General features: G+C 59.6%; 18 protein-coding genes and 1 tRNA gene. 8 read left to right on the top strand and 11 right to left on the bottom strand.

The window, feature by feature from the left end:
• Nucleotides 1–12: 12 nt before the first annotated feature.
• The 4 genes from H586_RS0108565 to bioB are packed head-to-tail and all read right to left on the bottom strand — an operon-like array spanning nt 13 to nt 3,557.
• Entirely contained in the window at nt 13–768 is a 756-nt protein-coding gene (locus tag H586_RS0108565; RefSeq protein WP_027181835.1) for an SDR family oxidoreductase, read from the bottom strand.
• Nucleotides 759–1,214 (bottom strand): 3-hydroxyacyl-ACP dehydratase FabZ family protein, encoded by a 456-nt coding sequence (locus H586_RS20035; protein ID WP_051363945.1) that lies wholly within the window; start codon nt 1,212–1,214, stop codon nt 759–761. The genes H586_RS0108565 and H586_RS20035 overlap by 10 nt, the downstream gene beginning before the upstream one ends.
• A complete protein-coding gene (bioA, locus tag H586_RS0108555; RefSeq protein ID WP_027181834.1) occupies nt 1,207–2,586 on the bottom strand; it encodes an adenosylmethionine--8-amino-7-oxononanoate transaminase in 1,380 nt (459 codons plus the stop codon). The genes H586_RS20035 and bioA overlap by 8 nt, the downstream gene beginning before the upstream one ends.
• Entirely contained in the window at nt 2,583–3,557 is a 975-nt protein-coding gene (gene bioB / locus H586_RS0108550) for a biotin synthase BioB (protein ID WP_011368485.1), read from the bottom strand. The genes bioA and bioB overlap by 4 nt, the downstream gene beginning before the upstream one ends.
• 120 nt (nt 3,558–3,677) lie before the next feature.
• Here bioB and H586_RS0108545 point away from each other — a divergent pair, with 120 nt between their 5' ends.
• On the top strand, nt 3,678–4,697 hold the full coding sequence (locus H586_RS0108545; RefSeq protein WP_027181833.1) for a biotin--[acetyl-CoA-carboxylase] ligase: 1,020 nt from the start codon (nt 3,678–3,680) through the stop codon (nt 4,695–4,697).
• 358 nt (nt 4,698–5,055) lie between these two features.
• On the opposite strand, the gene H586_RS0108535 is transcribed toward H586_RS0108545, so the two are convergent.
• Nucleotides 5,056–5,388, bottom strand: coding sequence for a hypothetical protein (locus H586_RS0108535; protein ID WP_027181831.1), 333 nt, complete (start codon nt 5,386–5,388; stop codon nt 5,056–5,058).
• A 201-nt stretch (nt 5,389–5,589) separates the two neighbouring features.
• On the opposite strand from H586_RS0108535, the gene H586_RS0108530 reads away from it, so the two are divergent.
• From H586_RS0108530 to gltX, 3 genes are all read left to right on the top strand, one after another.
• Nucleotides 5,590–7,077 (top strand): MATE family efflux transporter, encoded by a 1,488-nt coding sequence (locus tag H586_RS0108530; protein WP_011368481.1) that lies wholly within the window; start codon nt 5,590–5,592, stop codon nt 7,075–7,077.
• Nucleotides 7,058–7,939, top strand: a complete 882-nt coding sequence (locus H586_RS0108525) for a DUF2156 domain-containing protein (RefSeq protein ID WP_027181830.1) — start codon at nt 7,058–7,060, stop codon at nt 7,937–7,939. Before H586_RS0108530 ends, H586_RS0108525 begins: the two co-directional genes overlap by 20 nt.
• A gap of 304 nt (nt 7,940–8,243) precedes the next feature.
• Nucleotides 8,244–9,638 carry a glutamate--tRNA ligase gene (gltX, locus tag H586_RS0108520; RefSeq protein WP_027181829.1) on the top strand — a complete coding sequence of 465 codons (1,395 nt, stop codon included), beginning with the start codon at nt 8,244–8,246 and terminating at the stop codon, nt 9,636–9,638.
• Nucleotides 9,639–9,730: 92 nt separating this feature from the next.
• Here the strand turns inward: gltX and H586_RS0108515 are convergent, their stop codons facing one another.
• From H586_RS0108515 to H586_RS0108505, 3 genes are all read right to left on the bottom strand, one after another.
• Nucleotides 9,731–10,147: a PaaI family thioesterase gene (locus H586_RS0108515; protein WP_011368478.1), complete on the bottom strand. Its 417-nt coding sequence runs from the start codon at nt 10,145–10,147 to the stop codon at nt 9,731–9,733.
• Between the two features lie 64 nt (nt 10,148–10,211).
• The gene (tsaA, locus tag H586_RS0108510) at nt 10,212–10,715 is read right to left on the bottom strand and encodes a tRNA (N6-threonylcarbamoyladenosine(37)-N6)-methyltransferase TrmO (protein ID WP_027181828.1); all 504 of its coding nucleotides are present in this window, start codon (nt 10,713–10,715) and stop codon (nt 10,212–10,214) included.
• Between the two features lie 10 nt (nt 10,716–10,725).
• Nucleotides 10,726–10,998: a hypothetical protein gene (locus H586_RS0108505; RefSeq protein ID WP_011368476.1), complete on the bottom strand. Its 273-nt coding sequence runs from the start codon at nt 10,996–10,998 to the stop codon at nt 10,726–10,728.
• 132 nt (nt 10,999–11,130) lie between these two features.
• Between H586_RS0108505 and H586_RS0108500 the strand changes: the two genes are divergently transcribed.
• Nucleotides 11,131–11,814 (top strand): Crp/Fnr family transcriptional regulator, encoded by a 684-nt coding sequence (locus H586_RS0108500; RefSeq protein WP_011368475.1) that lies wholly within the window; start codon nt 11,131–11,133, stop codon nt 11,812–11,814.
• A 37-nt stretch (nt 11,815–11,851) separates the two neighbouring features.
• Here the strand turns inward: H586_RS0108500 and H586_RS0108495 are convergent, their stop codons facing one another.
• From H586_RS0108495 to hcp, 3 genes are all read right to left on the bottom strand, one after another.
• Nucleotides 11,852–12,358, bottom strand: a complete 507-nt coding sequence (locus H586_RS0108495; protein WP_027181827.1) for a universal stress protein — start codon at nt 12,356–12,358, stop codon at nt 11,852–11,854.
• 148 nt (nt 12,359–12,506) lie between these two features.
• Nucleotides 12,507–13,268, bottom strand: a complete 762-nt coding sequence (locus H586_RS0108490) for an ATP-binding protein (protein WP_027181826.1) — start codon at nt 13,266–13,268, stop codon at nt 12,507–12,509.
• A 167-nt stretch (nt 13,269–13,435) separates the two neighbouring features.
• Nucleotides 13,436–15,049 carry a hydroxylamine reductase gene (hcp, locus tag H586_RS0108485; RefSeq protein ID WP_027181825.1) on the bottom strand — a complete coding sequence of 538 codons (1,614 nt, stop codon included), beginning with the start codon at nt 15,047–15,049 and terminating at the stop codon, nt 13,436–13,438.
• A 299-nt stretch (nt 15,050–15,348) separates the two neighbouring features.
• Here hcp and H586_RS0108475 point away from each other — a divergent pair.
• The 3 genes from H586_RS0108475 (at nt 15,349) to infC (ending at nt 17,977) form a co-directional block, all read left to right on the top strand.
• Nucleotides 15,349–15,423, top strand: a tRNA-Val gene (locus H586_RS0108475).
• 84 nt (nt 15,424–15,507) lie between these two features.
• The gene (gene thrS / locus H586_RS0108470; protein ID WP_011368471.1) at nt 15,508–17,442 is read left to right on the top strand and encodes a threonine--tRNA ligase; all 1,935 of its coding nucleotides are present in this window, start codon (nt 15,508–15,510) and stop codon (nt 17,440–17,442) included.
• Entirely contained in the window at nt 17,429–17,977 is a 549-nt protein-coding gene (gene infC, locus H586_RS0108465; RefSeq protein ID WP_011368470.1) for a translation initiation factor IF-3, read from the top strand. Before thrS ends, infC begins: the two co-directional genes overlap by 14 nt.
• Nucleotides 17,978–18,122 lie beyond the last annotated feature (145 nt).

The raw sequence follows: 18,122 nt of genomic DNA, 5'->3' as shown, positions 1-18,122 counted from the left end.
TGTGGTCTCCTTTTATTTGCAGGCGGTCAGACCGCCGTCCATGGTGATGGCGGTGGCGTTGATGGCGGCGGCTTCGTCGCTGAGAAGGAACGCCAGTGCTCCGGCAGCCTCGTGCACGTCCACCGCCCGTTGCAGCGGAATGCGCTGCAGCAGGTCCGGATGCTGCTTCAGATAGCGGGCTCCGCGCCCTGCAGCCACATATCCGAGACGCAGCGAGCATGTTGTGATGCCCCGTGCGGCCAGTTCTGTACCGGTGCTGCGGTACAGGGCTTCGGCAGCCAGTTTTGCCGCGGCATACAGTCCCTGTCCGGCGGCGGGCAGCGCCGCAGCCGTTGACGAGACAAAAACCATGCGGCCGCAGCGGCGGTGCAGCATATGGCGGCTGACCGCACGCACCAGACGGGCACGCCATGTTATATTGGCTTCTATGTATGCGCTGATTGTGTCCGGTGATGCCGATGCCAGCAGGCTTTCATGATCCGTATGCATCAGGTCCAGCAGATATGCCGCGGGCATGCCTGCGGCTGCTGCCGCCTGTTCCGGCAGGGCATCGGCGCGGGCTGTGTCTTCCATGCGCACGATGAGTACCGGCGGGCAGGATAGGTGCGCTGCGCTGAAAGCGTTGTGTATGCGGGCGGCTGCCTCTGCGCTGCCTGCCGTCAGGCACAGCGGTACGCCCGCACGGGCCAGCAGCGTGGCCGAAGCGGTGCCCAGCGCGCTGCCGCCGCCCGCCACCAGTACACATCCGCGGGTATGGCTTAGGCGCATTGTATGGTTCCTGTGACGGCGGCGACGCCGTCCACAAGCAGGGTGCACCGGTATGCGCTGCCGCTGCCGTCCGTGACTGCGCTGACCGTGCAGACGTGAGTGCCGGGCGGCACAAACTTCCGGAAGCGTACCCCCGTGAATGTCCATTGTCCCGCGTCCGGTGCAGGGCCGGTCATCTGTTCCGCGGCGCGGATAAACGCCTGCATGAGCAGCGAGCCGGGCACACAGGGCGCACCGGGAAAATGCTCTGCGTAGACAGGATCATCCGCAGGAAAACAGCAGAAGACGGAAGCGGTACGGGCGGCGGGAACAGCCGCGGAGCTTTTCCGGCCCATTTTTTCTGCGGGGTGTTTTTGCGCGCCGGACATGGCGGTATCACGGGGGGCGTCCGAACTTTCCCCGTCCCGCTCAGACACAGTTTTTTCAGGCATATTTTTTTCAGACACGGGGGCCTCCGGTCACTTCCTGTATGGCTTCCGCCGTGGCTTCGACCAGCAGGCCGCACTCCTGCGCGGTGATGCTCAGGGGCGGCATGAGCACCAGCACGTCGCCCAGCGGCCGGATGATAACTCCTCTCCTGCGTGCTGCCAGCACCACCTTGTGCGCGGTGCGCAGGGCAAAAGGATACGGACGGCGTGTGGCGCGGTCTTCCACCAGCTCTATGCCGGTCATGATGCCCCTGCGGCGGATATCGCCCACATGGGGCAGTGTTTCCAGCTGCCGCAGCAGTGCATCGTATATGGTGATGATATGCTGCAGCCGCTCCAGTGTGCTTTCGGTGCGGAAAAGCTGCAGGCTGGCTATGCCTGCGGCACATGCCAGCGCATTACCGGTATAGGTGTGCCCGTGGAAAAACGTGCGGCATTGCGCGTGGTCGCCCAAAAAAGCCTCGTATACGGCGTCGGTCACCATGGTGGCTGCCAGCGGCAGATATCCGCCGGAAATGCCTTTGGCCAGACACAGCAGGTCGGGAGCCACTTTTTCCTGTTCGCAGGCAAACATGGTTCCGGTTTTGCCGAAACCCACGGCCACTTCGTCGGCGATAAGCAGAATACCGAGCCTGTCGCACAGGGCGCGGGCGTGGGCCAGATAACCGTCGGGGTGTGTTATCTGACCGGCGGCACCCTGAACCAGCGGCTCTATGACCATGGCGGCCAGTTCCGGCGCGTGGCGTGTGGCCGTTTCTTCCAGATGGGTGAAGCACTCGTGGCGGCATGATTCTTTCTGCCGGCCGAAGGGGCACCGGTAGCAGTACGGTGCCTCGGCCCGTACGGTTTCAAACAGCAGCCCGCCGTACACGGCATGAAACAGGTCTATGCCGCCCAGCGAAACGGCCCCCACGGTGTCGCCGTGGTACGCTCCCCGCAGGCATAAAAACTTGCTGCGACCTTCTCCGGCGGGGCCGCGTTGCTTCTGGTACTGGTAGGCTATCTTCAGCGCCACTTCCACCGCAGTGGAGCCGCTGTCGGAATAGAAGACGCGGTTCAGTCCCTGCGGGGCTATCCGGGCCAGCATGGCCGCAAGCTCAATGGCAGGGCGGCTCGATAGACCCAGCAGCGTGGAATGTGCCACGTTGTCCAGCTGGGCGCGTATGGCCGCATCAATATGCGGGTGTCTGTGGCCGTGCACGTTGGTCCACAGCGAAGAAACCCCGTCCAGATAGCGGTTGCCGTCGGTATCCACCAGCCAGTTGCCGCGGGCTTTTTCGATTATCAGCGGCGCGTCTTCGTGCCACGTCGCCATCTGGGTGAAGGGGTGCCATACATGGGCCGCGTCCAGTGCGCGCAGCCGTTCCGTGTCGGGTTGAAGTGCGTTCATCGGAGTACTCCCATATGGCGCAGCATGGTGTAGTCGTCAGCGGTGCTGCGGCCCGCGGTTGTCAGATAATTGCCCACCATCAGCCCGTTGGCGCCGCTGATGAATGTCCACGAACGGTATTCGCCCAGCACATGTTCGCGGCCTCCGGCCACCAGTATGTCGGCCTGCGGATGCATGAATCTGAATACGGCTATGGTGCGCAGCGCTTCAAACGGCGGCAGCGGATCCATGCGCTCCAGCGGCGTGCCTGCCACAGGGGTCAGCAGGTTGACCGGCACCGAATCTGCCCTGCACCGTTTTATCTGACCGGAAAGCTCCGCCCGTTGCGCGCGGCTTTCGCCCAGCCCCAGTATGCCTCCGCAGCACACAGCCAGTCCGGCCTCGCGCGCCAGTTTGACGGTATATATGTCTTCGTCGTAGTCATGCGTTGTGCATACCGATGCAAAGAAACTGCGTGCGGTTTCCAGATTATGGTGGTAGCGCTCCAGTCCCGCCTGCCGCAGCATTGCAGCTGCCTGCGGGCTGAGCTGGCCCAGTGATGCGCAGGGCGAAAGGTGCGTGCGCGCCCGTATGCGGACCACGGCTTCGCATACTGTTTCCAGTTCGCGGGGGGCGGGGCGTGTGCCGCTGGTCACAATGCCGAATCTGTCCGCACCGGCGTCGGCCAGCTTCAGGGCGTGCTCCACCAGTGCGGCGGTGTTCAGCATGGGGTGTTCGGGCGCACCTGTGGCATAATGGGCCGACTGTGCGCAGAATGAACAGTTTTCGGGGCAGCGTCCGGAACGGGCGTTGACAATGGCACAGGTGAACGCCGGTCCGGCATGTGCCGTGCGTATGCGCTGGGCACAGGCGATAAGCGGCAGAGTCTGCTCGGCGGGCAGTTCCAGAAGCCGCAGTGCCTCATCTTCCGTGGCACAGGCTTCAGGGTCCGCCATAATGCGGCGGCACAGGTCGTCAGGGTTTATGGTCATGGGCGTGTATCCTTGCAGCGTGGCAGCATGTCAGGAAAGACCGCCCGGCGCGGTCAACGGCCGACTCCTAGCCTGCGTGACGGCTTATTGTCAACTTTTTAAGTTCAAATGGGTTTACAATTGGCTTTTCAGGAACAGGGAAAAGGCGGCGCTGTACGCGGTGCCATACTGGAAGTGCTGCGAAAGCATGACGGCAACTGGGTTTCCGGTGAGGAACTGAGCCGGATTCTGGGAATGTCGCGTGCTGCCGTTTCCAAGCACATGCGGCTTATCCGCGACGCAGGGTACCCTGTGGAGGCCATGACCAGGCGGGGGTACCGGCTGGGAGGCGATGCGGACAGCCTGCATCCTGCAGCGGTATGCCACGGTCTGGGAACCCGGCTTTTGGGGCGGGGCACGGTGCTGCACATGGAGTCCGTGCCGTCAACCAACATGGAGGCCCGGGTGCTGGCGGAGCGCGGAGCACCAGAAGGGTCTGTGGTGCTGGCCGACTGCCAGACGGCGGGGCGCGGGCGGCAGGGCCGGACATGGCTTTCGCCCCGCGGGGGGGTGTATATGTCTGTGGTGCTGCGCCCGCAGTGCGCCCCGCAGCAGGTGCCCGTGCTGACCCTGATGACTGTGGTTGCCGTGGTGGGGGCGGTGCGCGGGCTTACGGGTCTGCCTGCAATGCCCAAATGGCCCAACGATGTGCTTGTGCATGGCCGCAAGCTGAGCGGTGTGCTTATTGAAGCAGGACTGGTTGTCGATGCGCTGGACTATGCCGTTGCGGGCATAGGCATCAACGTGAATACCGTCTGTTCCGAGCTGGAGAGGGATGGTATGCGGGCTGTTTCGCTGCGCGGGGCGCTTGAGGCGCACCACGGTACGGAGCAGCCGCAGTTGCCCCGTGCGGGAGTGGCCCGCGCGGTTCTTGAAGCGCTGGAAGAAGCTTATGAACTGTTCCGCAGCGGCGGCGGTGCCGCGGTGGTGGCCCGGTGGAAGCAGCTGGCGGGCATAACCGGCAGCAGTATACGGCTGGGCAGGGGGGATGCCGTGCTGACGGGAAAAGTCCGCGATGTGGATGACAACGGCTGGCTGCTGCTGGAAGATGAGAGCGGCACTGTTCACCGTCTGCCGGCGGGAGACATTCTGGACGGCTGATTGTTTTTACGGCTTCAGGACCGGCACGGGGCGCACCTCTGGTGCGCTTTTTTGTTTGGCTGTCCGCGTGCGGCAGCGCCGGAGCATCAGACTGGCCGGAAAGCTCCGGCTTTCCGCGTGTGTCACGGTCCTGCCCTCAACCGGCATCCTGCTGCCGGTTGAGGGCAGGAGCACGGCGCGTGTACTTGGCTGTACGCCGCGCCGTACCTGCGGGCTGTCAGCTTTTTTCTGCGGGTTTTCAGGCTGCGGGCAGTCCGTCATTGCCGTTTCGTCCCGAGCCGGTGCCGCGGGGAATGATTTCGTGCAACGGGTGTGCGGTCAGGGTGTTGCCATGCGGCAGCGGAGACTTACTCTTACGTCAGCGTTGTCTGTTCCGTTGTTCCGGCACCATGCTTTTGCGCAGCACCACGGCCGAAGTGTCGCCCCGGCTGTCTTCTTCGGCTGCCGCAGGACCCATTATGATGGGGCCCTGTGCGGCGGGTGCGGCGTTTTTTTTCTGCGCCAGCGCGTCCAGCCTGTGCTCCGCTTCGGCCAGAAAAGCTTCCAGTGCATGGTCCACGGCTTCGTCGACATTAAGCTTGCGGGAAAGTTTTCTTGCCCGGTGTCTTGCTCTTTCCAGCCGCAGGGCAAGGCCGGAATCAATGTTGAAGATGACGCGTTTTGTTTCTTTTTCGTTTTTGAATATGTGCATGGTGCCTCCTGTGAAACGGGTGAGGTCTCTTTGTACATATTTTGTACATAATGCGTACAAAGAGATCAAGCCACAGTTACTTTCCGGTGCGTTGACCCGTTTTTTCCGCTGAGGCATACTTTCAGGCTGTTTTCAGTTAACCGGTGGCAGAATTCTGTGAAATCAGCAGGTTCTGCATTACCCTGCAAGGCAGGTTCATATATGTCGTCGGATAGTACCCGAACCATGCAGGCGGCGCGGGCAGGCGCCGCTGCGCCCGAACCGGATTCCGGTTCCGATACCGCCATTTTCAGCCTTACATGGCCGCAGATGATGATGATGTTTTTTCATTTCATCATCGGTTTTGTGGATGTGTGGGTGGCAGGCAAAATTCATCAGGATGTACAGGCATCGCTGGGTATCATCACGCAGTGTCTTTTTTTTCTGATGGTGGTGGGTATAGCCGTGGCCAATGCTTCCGTGGCGGCCATAGGTCAGTCCGCCGGGGCCGGACTGTACAGGCGCGCGCGGCGCTATGTGGCGCTGGTCATCAAGCTGGGCGTTGTCATGAGTCTGGTTGTGCTGGTCTGCGGCATGCTGTTCAAGGAGCCGTTTCTCAACCTGCTGCAGGTGCCGGAACGCATCCGCCCCATCACGTCGTATTTTTTTGACGTGTATCTGTATGTGCTGCCCATGTACTACATGCTCAACATGACCAATGCCATGTTCCGCGCCCGCAAAATGGTGCTGATTCCTCTGGGCTGCATGATGATTGTCAGTCTGGTGAACACCGTGGCGGATTTTGGTCTGGGGCTGGGCTGGTGGGGCTTTCCGCAGATGGGCTATGCCGGTGTGGCATGGGCCACATTCTATTCCATTACGGCCGGTGCGCTGTTCAACATGGTGATGCTGGTCAGAAAAGGCCTGCTGCGGCGCGACTCCGGCGCTCCGTGGCGCTGGGCCCGCTGTGCGGCACCGTATCTTATCAAGGTGGCGCTTCCGGCAGGCGGCATGCAGATAATGTGGCAGACCGGGTATCTGGTATTGTTTGCCATTACCGGCTCGCTGCCTGCGGGCAGCATTGATGCGCTGGCCGGTATGACGGCAGGCATGCGCATAGAATCTCTGCTGTTTCTGCCTGCGTTCGCTTTTAATATGACAGCCAGTATTCTGGTCGGGCATTTTCTGGGGGCCGGGCGCAAGGCCGAGGCCAAACGCGTGGGGCTGCGTCTTCTGCTGATGGCCTGCGGGTCGTTAACGGTGGTTGCTGTTTTCATGTGGCCTTTTGTGCCGGAAATCTGCGCTTTTCTGTCGCCGCAACCGGCGGTGCAGGCGCAGGCGGCCGTGTATCTGAAATATAATCTTGTATCCATTCCCTTCACCGTGGCCAGCATGACGCTGGGCGGCATAATGACCGGCGCCGGCGCCACGCTGTACACCTTTATTGTGTACAGTTCCGCCACATGGCTGGTGCGGCTGCCGGTGGCCTATGTCATGGGGCACCATGTGTGGGGGAACTCCGAAGGTGTGTTTGTAGCCATGCTGATTTCACAGATATTCCAGTCCGGTACCATGCTCTGGCTGTTCTGGTACCACGACTGGAGCCGTTTCAGCATGATCAAGCGCAACGGCAACAGAAAGAACACCACGGAGACGCCTGCAGGGGCGGCTCTTGAAGGAGTGAAAAGCAATGTGCGCAGTGGAATTTAAACCTTTGACCATGGACGTGATGGAAGAGTATCTGACTCTTTTCTCCGGCACACCGTCGCGGGCTTCTGATTACAGTTTTACCAATCTGTGGGGCTGGGCCAACGAATACGGGCTGGAAGTGGGCCGCACGCCCAATCTTTTCTGGATACGCCAGACCAGACCGGAAGTGGGTTACTGGGCGCCCGTGGGTGACTGGAACGCCGTGGCCGACTGGGCAAAATGCCCCATGATGACGGCGGGCAGAACCTTTATACGCGTACCGCAGCAGCTTGCCGACCTGTGGCAGGCGGCGCTGGGCGACGGCGTGCAGGTGCAGGAGGACCGCGATCAGTGGGACTATCTGTACGACGCGGAAAAGCTGGCTACGCTTTCGGGCAACAAGTACCATAAAAAAAAGAACCATGTGAATCAGTTCAAGAAGCAGTATGACTGGCAGTACCATCCCATGACGGCTGATTGCATAGAAGCCGTGCTGCAGCTGCAGCAGGAATGGTGTCTTTCGCGTGAATGCGAAGAGTCGGAAACCCTGCTGGCGGAAAATGAAGCGGTCATCCGTGTGCTGGAATACTGGGACACCATACCCGGATTGAAGGGCGGTGCGCTGTATGTCAATGATGTGATGGTGGCCTATACCGTGGGCGAAGCACTGACAGACGATACTCTGGTGGTGCATTTTGAAAAGGCGCGTTCGGAGTATCGCGGGGTGTATCAGGCAATCAATCAGATTTTTGTTGAGCATGAGGGCACAGGATATACATATGTGAACCGCGAGCAGGATCTGGGCGACGAGGGTCTGCGTAAGGCAAAACTGACTTATCACCCTGCGGACTGGCTGCGCAAAAGCACCGTCACTGTGTTGTGACGGACCGGGCGCTGTCCGGCGTCTGTCTGGCATCTGGCCGACAACTGGCCGACATCTGACCGCATTTGGCCGGCATCTGGCCGGCGCGCGTCAACGCTGCTGTACCGGCGGCGCAGAGATTCTGCGCCGCCTTTGCCGTTTGACACGGTACCGGTTAGCAAGTACGTAAAACGCCCGGGCGCTGCGAGCCCGAAGCAGGTATTTTTTCAGGCGGACATGGTGTTCGCCCTTTTACATATTTAGCCGCGGGGCGCGCCGCCCCGTCCAACGGCGCTCTGTTCGCAGAGCGCACCAAGGAAGCATCATGAGCAAGGTTGTAACGCGATTTGCTCCCAGCCCTACGGGGCATCTGCACCTCGGCGGTGCACGCACCGCCGTGTTCAGCTGGCTGCTGGCCCGCCATTTCGGCGGTGAATTTGTGCTGCGTATCGAAGATACCGACATGGAACGCTCGAAGCAGGAGTACACAGACTCCATTCTGGCTTCCATGGCATGGCTGGGGCTGGACTGGGACGGCGAGCCTGTCTACCAGAGCCGCCGTTTTGACCTGTACAACGAGTACATCGACAGGCTGCTGGCAGAGGGCAAGGCCTACTGGTGCGAATGTTCGCCCGAAGAAGTGGAAGCCATGCGTGAAACCGCGCGGGCCCGCGGGCTGAAGCCCAAATACAACGGCCGCTGCCGCGAGCGCGGCCTGCAGGGCGGTGAAGGCCGCGTGGTGCGGCTGAAGGCGCCGCTTACCGGCAAGACGGTGTTTACCGATCTGGTAAAGGGCACCATAGCCTTTGATAACAGCGAGCTGGACGACATGATCATCCGGCGGGCCGACGGTTCGCCCACATACAACCTTGCCGTGGTGGTGGACGATGCCACCATGGGCGTAACACATGTGCTGCGCGGCGACGACCATGTGAACAACACCCCCAAGCAGATTCTGCTGTACGAAGCTCTGGGACTGCCCGTGCCGGAATTCGGCCATGTGCCCATGATTCTGGGGCCGGACAGACAGAAGCTTTCCAAGCGGCACGGGGCCAAGGCGGTTATAGATTATAAAGAAACCGGCCTGCTGCCTCAGGCGCTTGTGAACTATCTGGTACGGCTCGGCTGGTCATACGGAGATCAGGAAAAATTTTCGCTGGATGAGCTGATAGAGAAGTTCTCCACTGATAATCTGTCGCGTTCCGCTGCGGGATTCGATCCGGAAAAGCTGCAGTGGCTTAACGGTCAGTACATCAGGGAAACTCCCGACGACCAGCTGGCCGGTCTTGTGCGGCCTTTTCTGGCAGAAACGGGATACGGCCAGATTGATGCAGCTTTTCTGACTGTTGCGGCGGGCCTGTACAAGGAACGCGCCCACGATCTTGTGGAGCTGGCAGCAGCCATGAAACCCGTGCTCTGTGCTGATGACGCGCTGGAGTTTGATGCCAAAGCCGTGGAAAAGGCACTGACGGCTGAAGGCCGCGGGCATCTGGCTGCGTTGCGGCAGGCGCTTGCCGCCTGTGCTGACTTTGACGGGCACACCGCCCATGAAGTGCTGCAGCGCTATGTGGCTGACAACGGGCTGAAATTCAAGGCCGTGGGGCCGCCTTTGCGTGTGGCCCTGCTGGGGGCCATGGGTGGACCCGACCTTTCCGCCGTCATGGGCCTGCTGGGCAGGGAACGCACGCTGGCGCGCCTTGACCGTGCGGCGGCATTGTAATTCTGTTTTTGTGCGTCAATGAATACAGCGCCGTATCCTGATGGATACGGCGCTGCTTTTTTTGAGAAAGGAGGCTGTGCGGCGGAGGGGAATTATCCGCGCCGGATGTTGTACACCCCGCGCCCTTCGGCCACATTCACGTCTTTGTTGTCCGCCGTCCAGACCATGACATGGGCGTTGCCCACTTTGTTGCCGAGCAGCCGGATGCGTGCTTCGGCATACAGGTCCGCCGGATTGGCAGGCCTCAGGTAGTCAACGCTCAGGGTGATGGTGGCCACGTGGTCTTCGGGCTTGCAGTGAGCCCATACGGCAAAACCGCCGCATATATCCACAAGGCTGGCTATGACTCCGCCGTGAATCATGGGCCGCCCCGTATGTCCTATGAGTTGCGGTGCAAATGGGATATACAGGCGTACCGCATCACGGCCCAGATAGTCGGCGCGCACTCCCAGATGAACGTGAAAGGGGAATTCTTTTTCGATGAACTGCTGGAGTGTGGAATCGTGCATGGGAATATCCTTTGTTTCAGCGGTCAGTGTCTGTGTGTTGTGTGCCGCGCGGCCGCGGGCGGGGTCAGCGTGTGCTGTCGCGCTGTACGAACCTGTCATCCGACTTCATTTCCTGCGCCTGCTCGGCGGTATTTTCCAGCCAGCCGCAGCGTATGTCACCCTGCGGCGTGTCAAAGCGCGGCACATAGGGTTTGATGTCCACCAGCGGGCTGTTGTCCAGCATGTCTACGCCTTCCAGTTCCAGCACATTGCCGTGTACCGCCGTCAGCCGCACCACGGAAAGGCCGATACCGCACGGACGCCGCGGCGAGCGTGTGGCAAAAAGCCCTCTTTTGCAGGTATCCAGAAACGGCGTGAGCGTGAGATCGTACCCGCTGGACTCGTGGAAGTGATACAGCAGGATAAGATGGGAAAAGCCTTCCAGATCTTTCAGCCCGTCTGCCAGTTCCGGATTGATGCGGGCTTCTCCTCTGCATGCCGAAGCTCCCGTGGGCTGTATGGGCATTCCTTCGCGCGATGTATGCGGGGTGCGCAGCACGCCGATGGGGGTGACGGTGAAAGGTTGCATCAGGGCTCCTTTACTGCAGTATTTCAGTTTGCGGGGTCATGACCTCGTCGCGGGTGAACATGCGCCATGTGACGCTGCCGTCCTGATGATGTTCAGGCTGTACGCGCAGGATGGGGGTTCCTTTCCAGCTGTATATCATGCTGTCGTCCGGGCGTACTTCGCACCGCATGTTTTCGGCAATTTCGTGCGGTTCAAGGCGCGAAGGGTCTTCGCCCATTTCCAGCAGTTCTTCCCGTAGCAGCTCTTCCACTCTTCCGGCGATGTTCCGCGGGGTGCTTGCCATGCTGTGTAATCCTCCGTAAGTATGTGACTATGAAATCACCGCGCCGTGGTGTCGCGGTGCTGTCTGCGTATGAACCATGGTGTAATCATTGTCGGCTTTGTGGGCAAGGTGCCGCACGGAGCGGAGAACAGAATGGAAAACAGTCTTTTTCTGGGGCGTATTCCCCTTTTCAGCGGGTTGTCGGCTCAGCAGCTGGAATCCATGGCATCCATAGCCGTGGACAGGCCGGTGGACAAGGGGCAGATTATTTTTGTCGAAGGAACGCGTGCAGAAGGGCTGTACATAGTGCTGGATGGCCGTGTCAAAATATTCAAGACGGCTCCGGACGGACGCGAGGCTGTGATGCATGTGTTCGGCGCGGGAGAACCTTTCGGCGAGGTGGCTGTGTTTCAGAACGATGTCTTTCCGGCCAATGCCATGGCGGTGGAACAGAGCCGCGTTCTTTTTTTGCCGCGCAGGGGTATTGTGGACCGCATTGCCCAAGACCCGTCACTGGCAATGAACATGCTGGCTGCCCTTTCGCGCAAGTTGCGCATGTTCACCCGGCAGGTGGAGGCGCTGACCCTCAAGGAGATTCCCCAGCGTCTGGCGGCGTATCTGCTGCATCTCAGTGTGAAAAAAGGGCACAAGGACGTTATCAGGCTGGATGTTTCCAAAAGTCTGCTGGCGGGTGTGCTGGGCACTGCGCGTGAAACTCTTTCGCGGGCACTGGCAAAACTGGTGGAAACAGGGGCCATAACCATGGAAGGCCGCACCATCACCATTACAGACCGTGAATACCTGACCGCACTGGCCGAAGGGCATGAGTCGCTGTAGCGCGTAGCGGGGACGCTGTGTATGTGCTGCCGGTCTGTCAGACCTTGTGATCAGCTTCCGGCAGGCGGACCACCAGAACAGGCACCGGGCAGCGCGAAACGACTTTCTGGGTCACGCTGCCCAGCAGCAGACCGGTCAACCGTCCGTGTCCCTGTGTACCCATGACCACCATGTCAAATTGCGGAGCGCGTTCCAGAATGACATCGGCAGGTTGCCCCACGGCCACCTCGATGTTTTCCGCCACGGGCATGCAGGCTGTGTCCGCCAGTCCTTCCAGACTGCATATGCCCGTAATGCGCCCTCTTACCTTGTGTTTGGCTTCCACAAGCTGTTCCGGAGTGAACAGCCGCCATGTGGCATCGTCAAACACTGTGGCGAAATCCAGCCCCGATGTGGTCAGGTAGTTCTGCTTTACGTCCGGCAGCACATGCAGCACATGCAGCGCTGCTCCGTACTGTTGCGCCAGACTGAACGCGTACGAAAGCGCATGGCGGGAATCTTCTGAAAGATCGGTGGCGTATAGTATTTTTTTGACGGGCTGCATAAAACCTCCCTTACTGCTGGTTTACCATGGATATAACAACGGCTGCGGGGGGTGTCAGCCCTGCAGCCATGAGAATCTTATCTGCTGACGGCCGGACGCAAAAAAGCCCCGCCGTCAGCGGCGGGGCCTGTGCCGGCCGGCATTGCCGTCAGCCGAAAAGGGTGTTCTGCGCCTCGTGCCCCTGACAGGTCATGATGACCTCGTTTATCTGCACGGAACTGCCGGACTGGCGCACAGCGCTGTTCACCGCTTCTGAAAGGCCTCTGCAGCAGGGTACCTCCATGCGCAGCACGGTGAGAGAAGCTATGCCGCTGGTTGTCAGTATGTCGGCAAGCCGCTGGGCGTAGGCTGCGGTATCGTCAAATTTCGGGCAGCCTATGAGCACCACTTTGCCTGCGGCAAACCGGCTGTGAAACTGAGGCGAAGCGGCAGCCGCGCAGTCGGCGGCCACAAGCACGTCGGCCCCTTTGAGAAACGGCGCTGTGGGCGGCACCAGCCGTATTTTGAGCGGCCAGTGGCCGGGACCGGCGGCCGGCTGATGAGCCTGTGCCAGCTGCGGGCTCTGCTGTCCGGTTGCGCCGAACGAGCGTACCATGGACCCGGGGCAGCCCCCTGAATGATGCGGGCGTACGGGCTGCGGCGGTTGTCCGGTCGCGGCATCGCGCCGGCGTACGTGTTCCATGGCGGCTTCCTCGTCAAATTCGTCGGCTTCGCGCTCTATGATGTGCAGGGCATCCTGCGGGCAGGCACCCAGACAGGCTCCCAACCCGTCGCAGTAGGAATCCTTGACCAGTTTCGCCTTGCCGTCGATGATGGCTATGGCGCCTTCGGCACAGTCGAGCACGCACAGGCCGCAGCCATCGCAGCGCTCTTCATCTATCTGTATTATTTTGCGTATCTGTTTTTTCATTATATTTCCCCCGTGTGACTGATGCCGCATGAGAGCGGCGGTGTGTTTGCCGGTACCGCACTGTGTGCTTGCGGGTACTCCGGGTGCGCATGGCCGCAGGACGGGCATGGGCACGGGGAATACGCCTCAGAGGGCGGCGGGAGGCAGAGCCTCCCGCCGCGGCGCTGTTAACCCAGAATGGCCTTCAGGTCTTCTTCAGCCGTGGAAATAGGCTTGATGTTGTAGTTTTCGACAAGGAAGTTCAGCACATTGGGGCTGACAAAAGCAGGCAGTGACGGGCCGAGGCGGATGTCCTTGATGCCCAGTGCCAGCAGCGTCAGCAGGATGGCCACGGCTTTCTGTTCGTACCACGACAGCACCAGAGAAAGGGGCAGGTCGTTGACGCCGCAGTCGAAAGCCTTTGCCAGTGCGACTGCTATCTGAATGGCGGAATAGGCATCATTGCACTGTCCCACGTCCAGCAGTCTGGGAATGCCGCCTATGGTGCCGAGTTCTTTGTCAAAGAAGCGGAATTTGCCGCAGGCGAGCGTCAGGATGACAGTGTCTGCCGGCGCTTTTTCCACAAATTCGGTGTAGTAGTTGCGGCCGGGCTTGGCTCCGTCGCAGCCGCCGACAAGGAAGAAGTGGCGGATGGCGCCGCTTTTCACCGCGTCGACAACTGCCCCTGCCACGCCCAGCACCGCATTGTGGCCGAATCCGGTCATAACGGTTTTGCCGGGAGCGTCTTCCGTGAAACCGGGCAGTTCCTGTGCGCGTTTGATGACGGCCGAGAAATCCCGGTTTTCGCAGTGTGTCAGGCCCGGCCAGCCCACCAGCCCGGTGGTGAAGACATTGTCCTGATACGATGCCTGCGGTTTCTGGATGCAGTTGGTGGTGAAAAGGATGGCGCCGGGGAACTGCGGGAATTCCTTGTGCTGGTTCTGCCATGCGGTGCCGAAATGTCCGTAGAAATGGGGGAACTTTTTCAGCTCGGGGTAGCCGTGGCAGGGCAGCATTTCACCGTGGGTGTAAATGTTGATGCCGGTGCCTTCGGTCTGTTTAAGCAGTTCATGCAGATCCCGAAGGTCATGGCCTGATACCAGTATGGCTTTGCCCTTTCTGTGTCCCAGAGGCACTTCCGTGGGCACGGGGTGACCGTAGGTGCCGGTGTTGCCGGCGTCCAGCAGTTCCATGGTGCGCAGGTTCACGTTGCCGCATTCAAGCAGCAGCCCGACCCAGTCATTCAGATCACGGGCCTTTCCGTCAAAGCCCGCGGCAAGACCTTTGTACAGAAAGTCGTACACCGCGTTGTCTTCCTGCCCCAGAATGGCTGCATGGTCGGCGTAAGCTGCCACGCCTTTCATACCGTAGAGCAGAATCTGCATGCACGAACGGATGTCTTCGTCAGGTGCCAGAGTCAGGGTGCCGTGTTCCGCCGCCTGCTGCACTATGGCCGCCGCATCGGCACCGGGAACAAATGCCGCCGGTCCGGAGGTGTAGGAAAGGCCTGCCTTGCGTACAAGGTCGTCGCGCATGGCCGTTATTTCGTGCACCCACGGCACAAAGCGGTCGGGGTCGAAGTTCACGTTGGTCAGCGTGCTGAAAAGACGGGCGGCGGTGTAATGGCCCATGCCCTGTTCTCTCACGCCTTTGGCTGCAGCGTCCTGTGCTGCTATGGCAAGGCCGCGCAGCGCGTATACGGTGGCGTCCTGAAGGTCGGAAACTTCGGGTTGCTTGCCGCACACGCCCATGGCGGTGCAGCCGGTTCCCTTGGCTGTCTGTTCACACTGGTTGCAAAACATACTGTACTCCTTCGGCTTGGTTTCGAAATAAACCGGAATCCTGTCCGGTTCTTCCGGGTTCAGCTGGTTTCCGCCGGAGCGGGGCAGGTTGTCTGCCGTTGTTAAAGACACCATAGCCGTCCTGCGGGGCAGGGGATGTGACCGGAGTCACAAAAGGGCATAACAATGTGCACCCTAGCAGCATTATTTTGTGCATACATGATATACTGGGCGCGCGTGACAGAAAAAATGGAAAAAAAGAAAAAGTCGCTTGACAAGGAAGGGGGTCCTGTATAGGTTGCGCCTCTGCCTCGCGATGTAGGCGCGTAGCTCAGTGGGAGAGCACTTCCTTGACACGGAAGGGGTCGGCAGTTCAATCCTGCCCGTGCCTACCACATCGAACAAAGCAGGGGGAGGCCCGTAGCCTCCCCCTTTTTGTCATTGGTGGCGGATAAATTGATTAGCAAGGAGTTTGCAAGGTGAAGGTTTCCATCGAAGGATCAGTGGTGGAGGTCGAGTCCGGCGCAAGCTGCCGGGACGTGCTCAAGCAGGCCTTGAGCGGCAAGAAATTTAAAAAAGTGCTGGCTGCCCGTTGCGGCGGCACCATGCTCGATCTGACCGCGACCGTTCCGACCGCCTGCGAAACCCTTGAGCCTGTCTATGCAGACTCGCCCGAAGGGCTTGGTCTTATCCGCCACAGTGCGGCCCACGTAATGGCCGATGCCGTGCAGCGCCTTTTCCCCGGCGTAAAGGTGACCATCGGGCCTGCCATTGAAAACGGCTTCTATTACGATTTCGACTACGAGCGTCCGTTCACCGCAGATGATCTTGAAGCCATCGAAGCAGAGATGGACAAGATCATCAAGGCGGCGCATCCGTTCGAGCGCAGTGTCATGTCCAAGGATGAGGCAAAGAAAATGTTTGCCGACATGGGCGAGACCTACAAGCTTGAGCTTATCGACGCCGTGCCCGACGATATTGTTTCCATTTACCGCAGCGGCGACTTTGTCGACCTGTGCCGCGGTCCTCATATTCCCGATACCGGCTGTATCAATGCCTTCAAGCTGATGTCCGTTGCCGGCGCCTACTGGCGCGGTGATGAAAAGAATGCCATGCTTTCGCGTGTGTACGGCACGGCTTTTCCTGATGAAAAAGAGCTGAAAAGCTATCTGAACAGAATAGAGGAAGCGAAAAAGCGTGACCACCGCAAGCTGGGCACGCAGCTTGACCTGTTCAGCTTTCAGGAAGAAGGCGGCTCGGGCATGGTGTACTGGCATCCCAAAGGGGCGCTTGTGCGCGCCATTCTGGAAGACTTCGAGCGTAAGGAACACCTGAAGCGCGGCTACCAGATTGTGCAGACGCCGCAGATTTTGCGCCGCGAGCTGTGGGAAAAATCCGGTCACTATGACAACTACCGTGAAAACATGTATTTTACGGATATTGATGAGCAGCCCTACGGCGTAAAGCCCATGAACTGCGTGGCTCATATGCTCATCTATAAATCACGCAGCCACAGCTACCGCGACCTGCCCGTACGCCTTTTTGAGCTGGGCGTGGTGCACCGCCATGAAAAAAGCGGTGTTCTGCACGGATTGCTGCGGGTGCGCCAGTTCACGCAGGATGATGCGCACATCATCTGCACTCCTGACCAGCTGGAAAGCGAAATCGTGGGTGTGCTGAATTTTGTGCGGGATGTCATGGGCGTGTTCGGCTTTGAATATTCCATGGAAGTGAGCACCCGTCCCGAAAAGTCCATCGGTTCCGACGAAGACTGGGACCGCGCCACCAGCGCGCTTGTGAAGGCGCTGGAAGGGCAGGGACTGCCCTACGAGATTAACGAGGGCGACGGCGCCTTTTACGGGCCTAAAATTGACGTAAAACTGCGCGACTGCCTGGGCAGAGAGTGGCAGTGCGCCACGGTGCAGTGTGATTTCACCTTGCCTGACCGCTTTGATCTGGTGTACATCGGACAGGATGGTGAACGCCATCGACCGGTTATGGTGCATCGCGTCATTCTTGGCTCGGTTGAGCGTTTCATCGGTGTGCTTACAGAGCATTTTGCCGGTGCCTTCCCCACGTGGCTGGCTCCTGTTCAGGCACGTCTGCTCACCGTGACGGACGCCCAGAACGAGTTTGCCGAAGAAGCCCGCGCCGCTCTTATGGCGCAGGGTATCCGCGTGGAAGTGGACACCCGCAATGAAAAACTCGGCTACAAGGTACGTGAGGCACAGCTGGAAAAGATTCCCTACATTCTCGTCATCGGTGACAAGGAAGTGGAAGCCCGCGGCGTGAACGTGCGCCTGAGAAAGGGTGATAATCTTGGCCTTAAGACGCTGGATGAGGTAGTGGACATCATCAGGGCCGATTGTGAGGAACCGTTTAAAAGTGGAGGGATGCGCTATAGCTTCTCCTAAGTTTCGTCGGCAGGAGCCGCAGGACGTGACGCGTCGCAACGAGCAGATTCGTGCACGCGAAGTTCGTGTCATCGATGCAGATGGCAGCCAGCTTGGTATTATGTCCCGTAACGACGCAGTTGCCGTCGCCAAGGAACAGGGACTGGATCTTGTTGAGGTGGCTGCTGGTGCCGTGCCCCCTGTCTGCAGGGTTATGGATTACGGCAAGTACAAGTACGAGGCGCAGAAGAAAAAGCAGGAAGCCAAAAAACGGCAGACTGTCATTCAGGTCAAGGAAATCAAGGTTCGGCCCAAGACGGACGAACATGATTACCAGACCAAGCTCAAGCACATCCGCCGGTTCCTTGAAGACGGTGACAGATGCAAGGTTACTGTGTTTTTCCGCGGTCGTGAGATTGTCCACAAGGACAGAGGCATGATGCTGCTGCAGCGCGCGCAGGAAGATACCAAAGATATCGCCAAGGTGGAGCAGGAGCCCCGCGCCGAAGGCCGTACCCTGCATATGCTGCTGACACCGCTCGCCAAGAAAGTGTAAATTTCTCGACTTGACTTGAGCATTGCGCGGATGTATCGCCTTTTCTCCGTTCTGGGGAGAAGTGCGCACGTCGTACTGTGCTCCTTTCAGATTTGACCAGGGATGGAAGTAACACGGAGCTGCCCGTACCGGGCATGTTTCGTCC

The sequence above is a fragment of the Oleidesulfovibrio alaskensis DSM 16109 genome, assembly GCF_000482745.1.
Classification (GTDB): Bacteria; Desulfobacterota; Desulfovibrionia; order Desulfovibrionales; family Desulfovibrionaceae; genus Oleidesulfovibrio; species Oleidesulfovibrio alaskensis.
The sequence above is the reverse complement of the archived record's forward strand: the minus strand, read 5'-3'. Positions and strand labels throughout refer to the sequence as shown.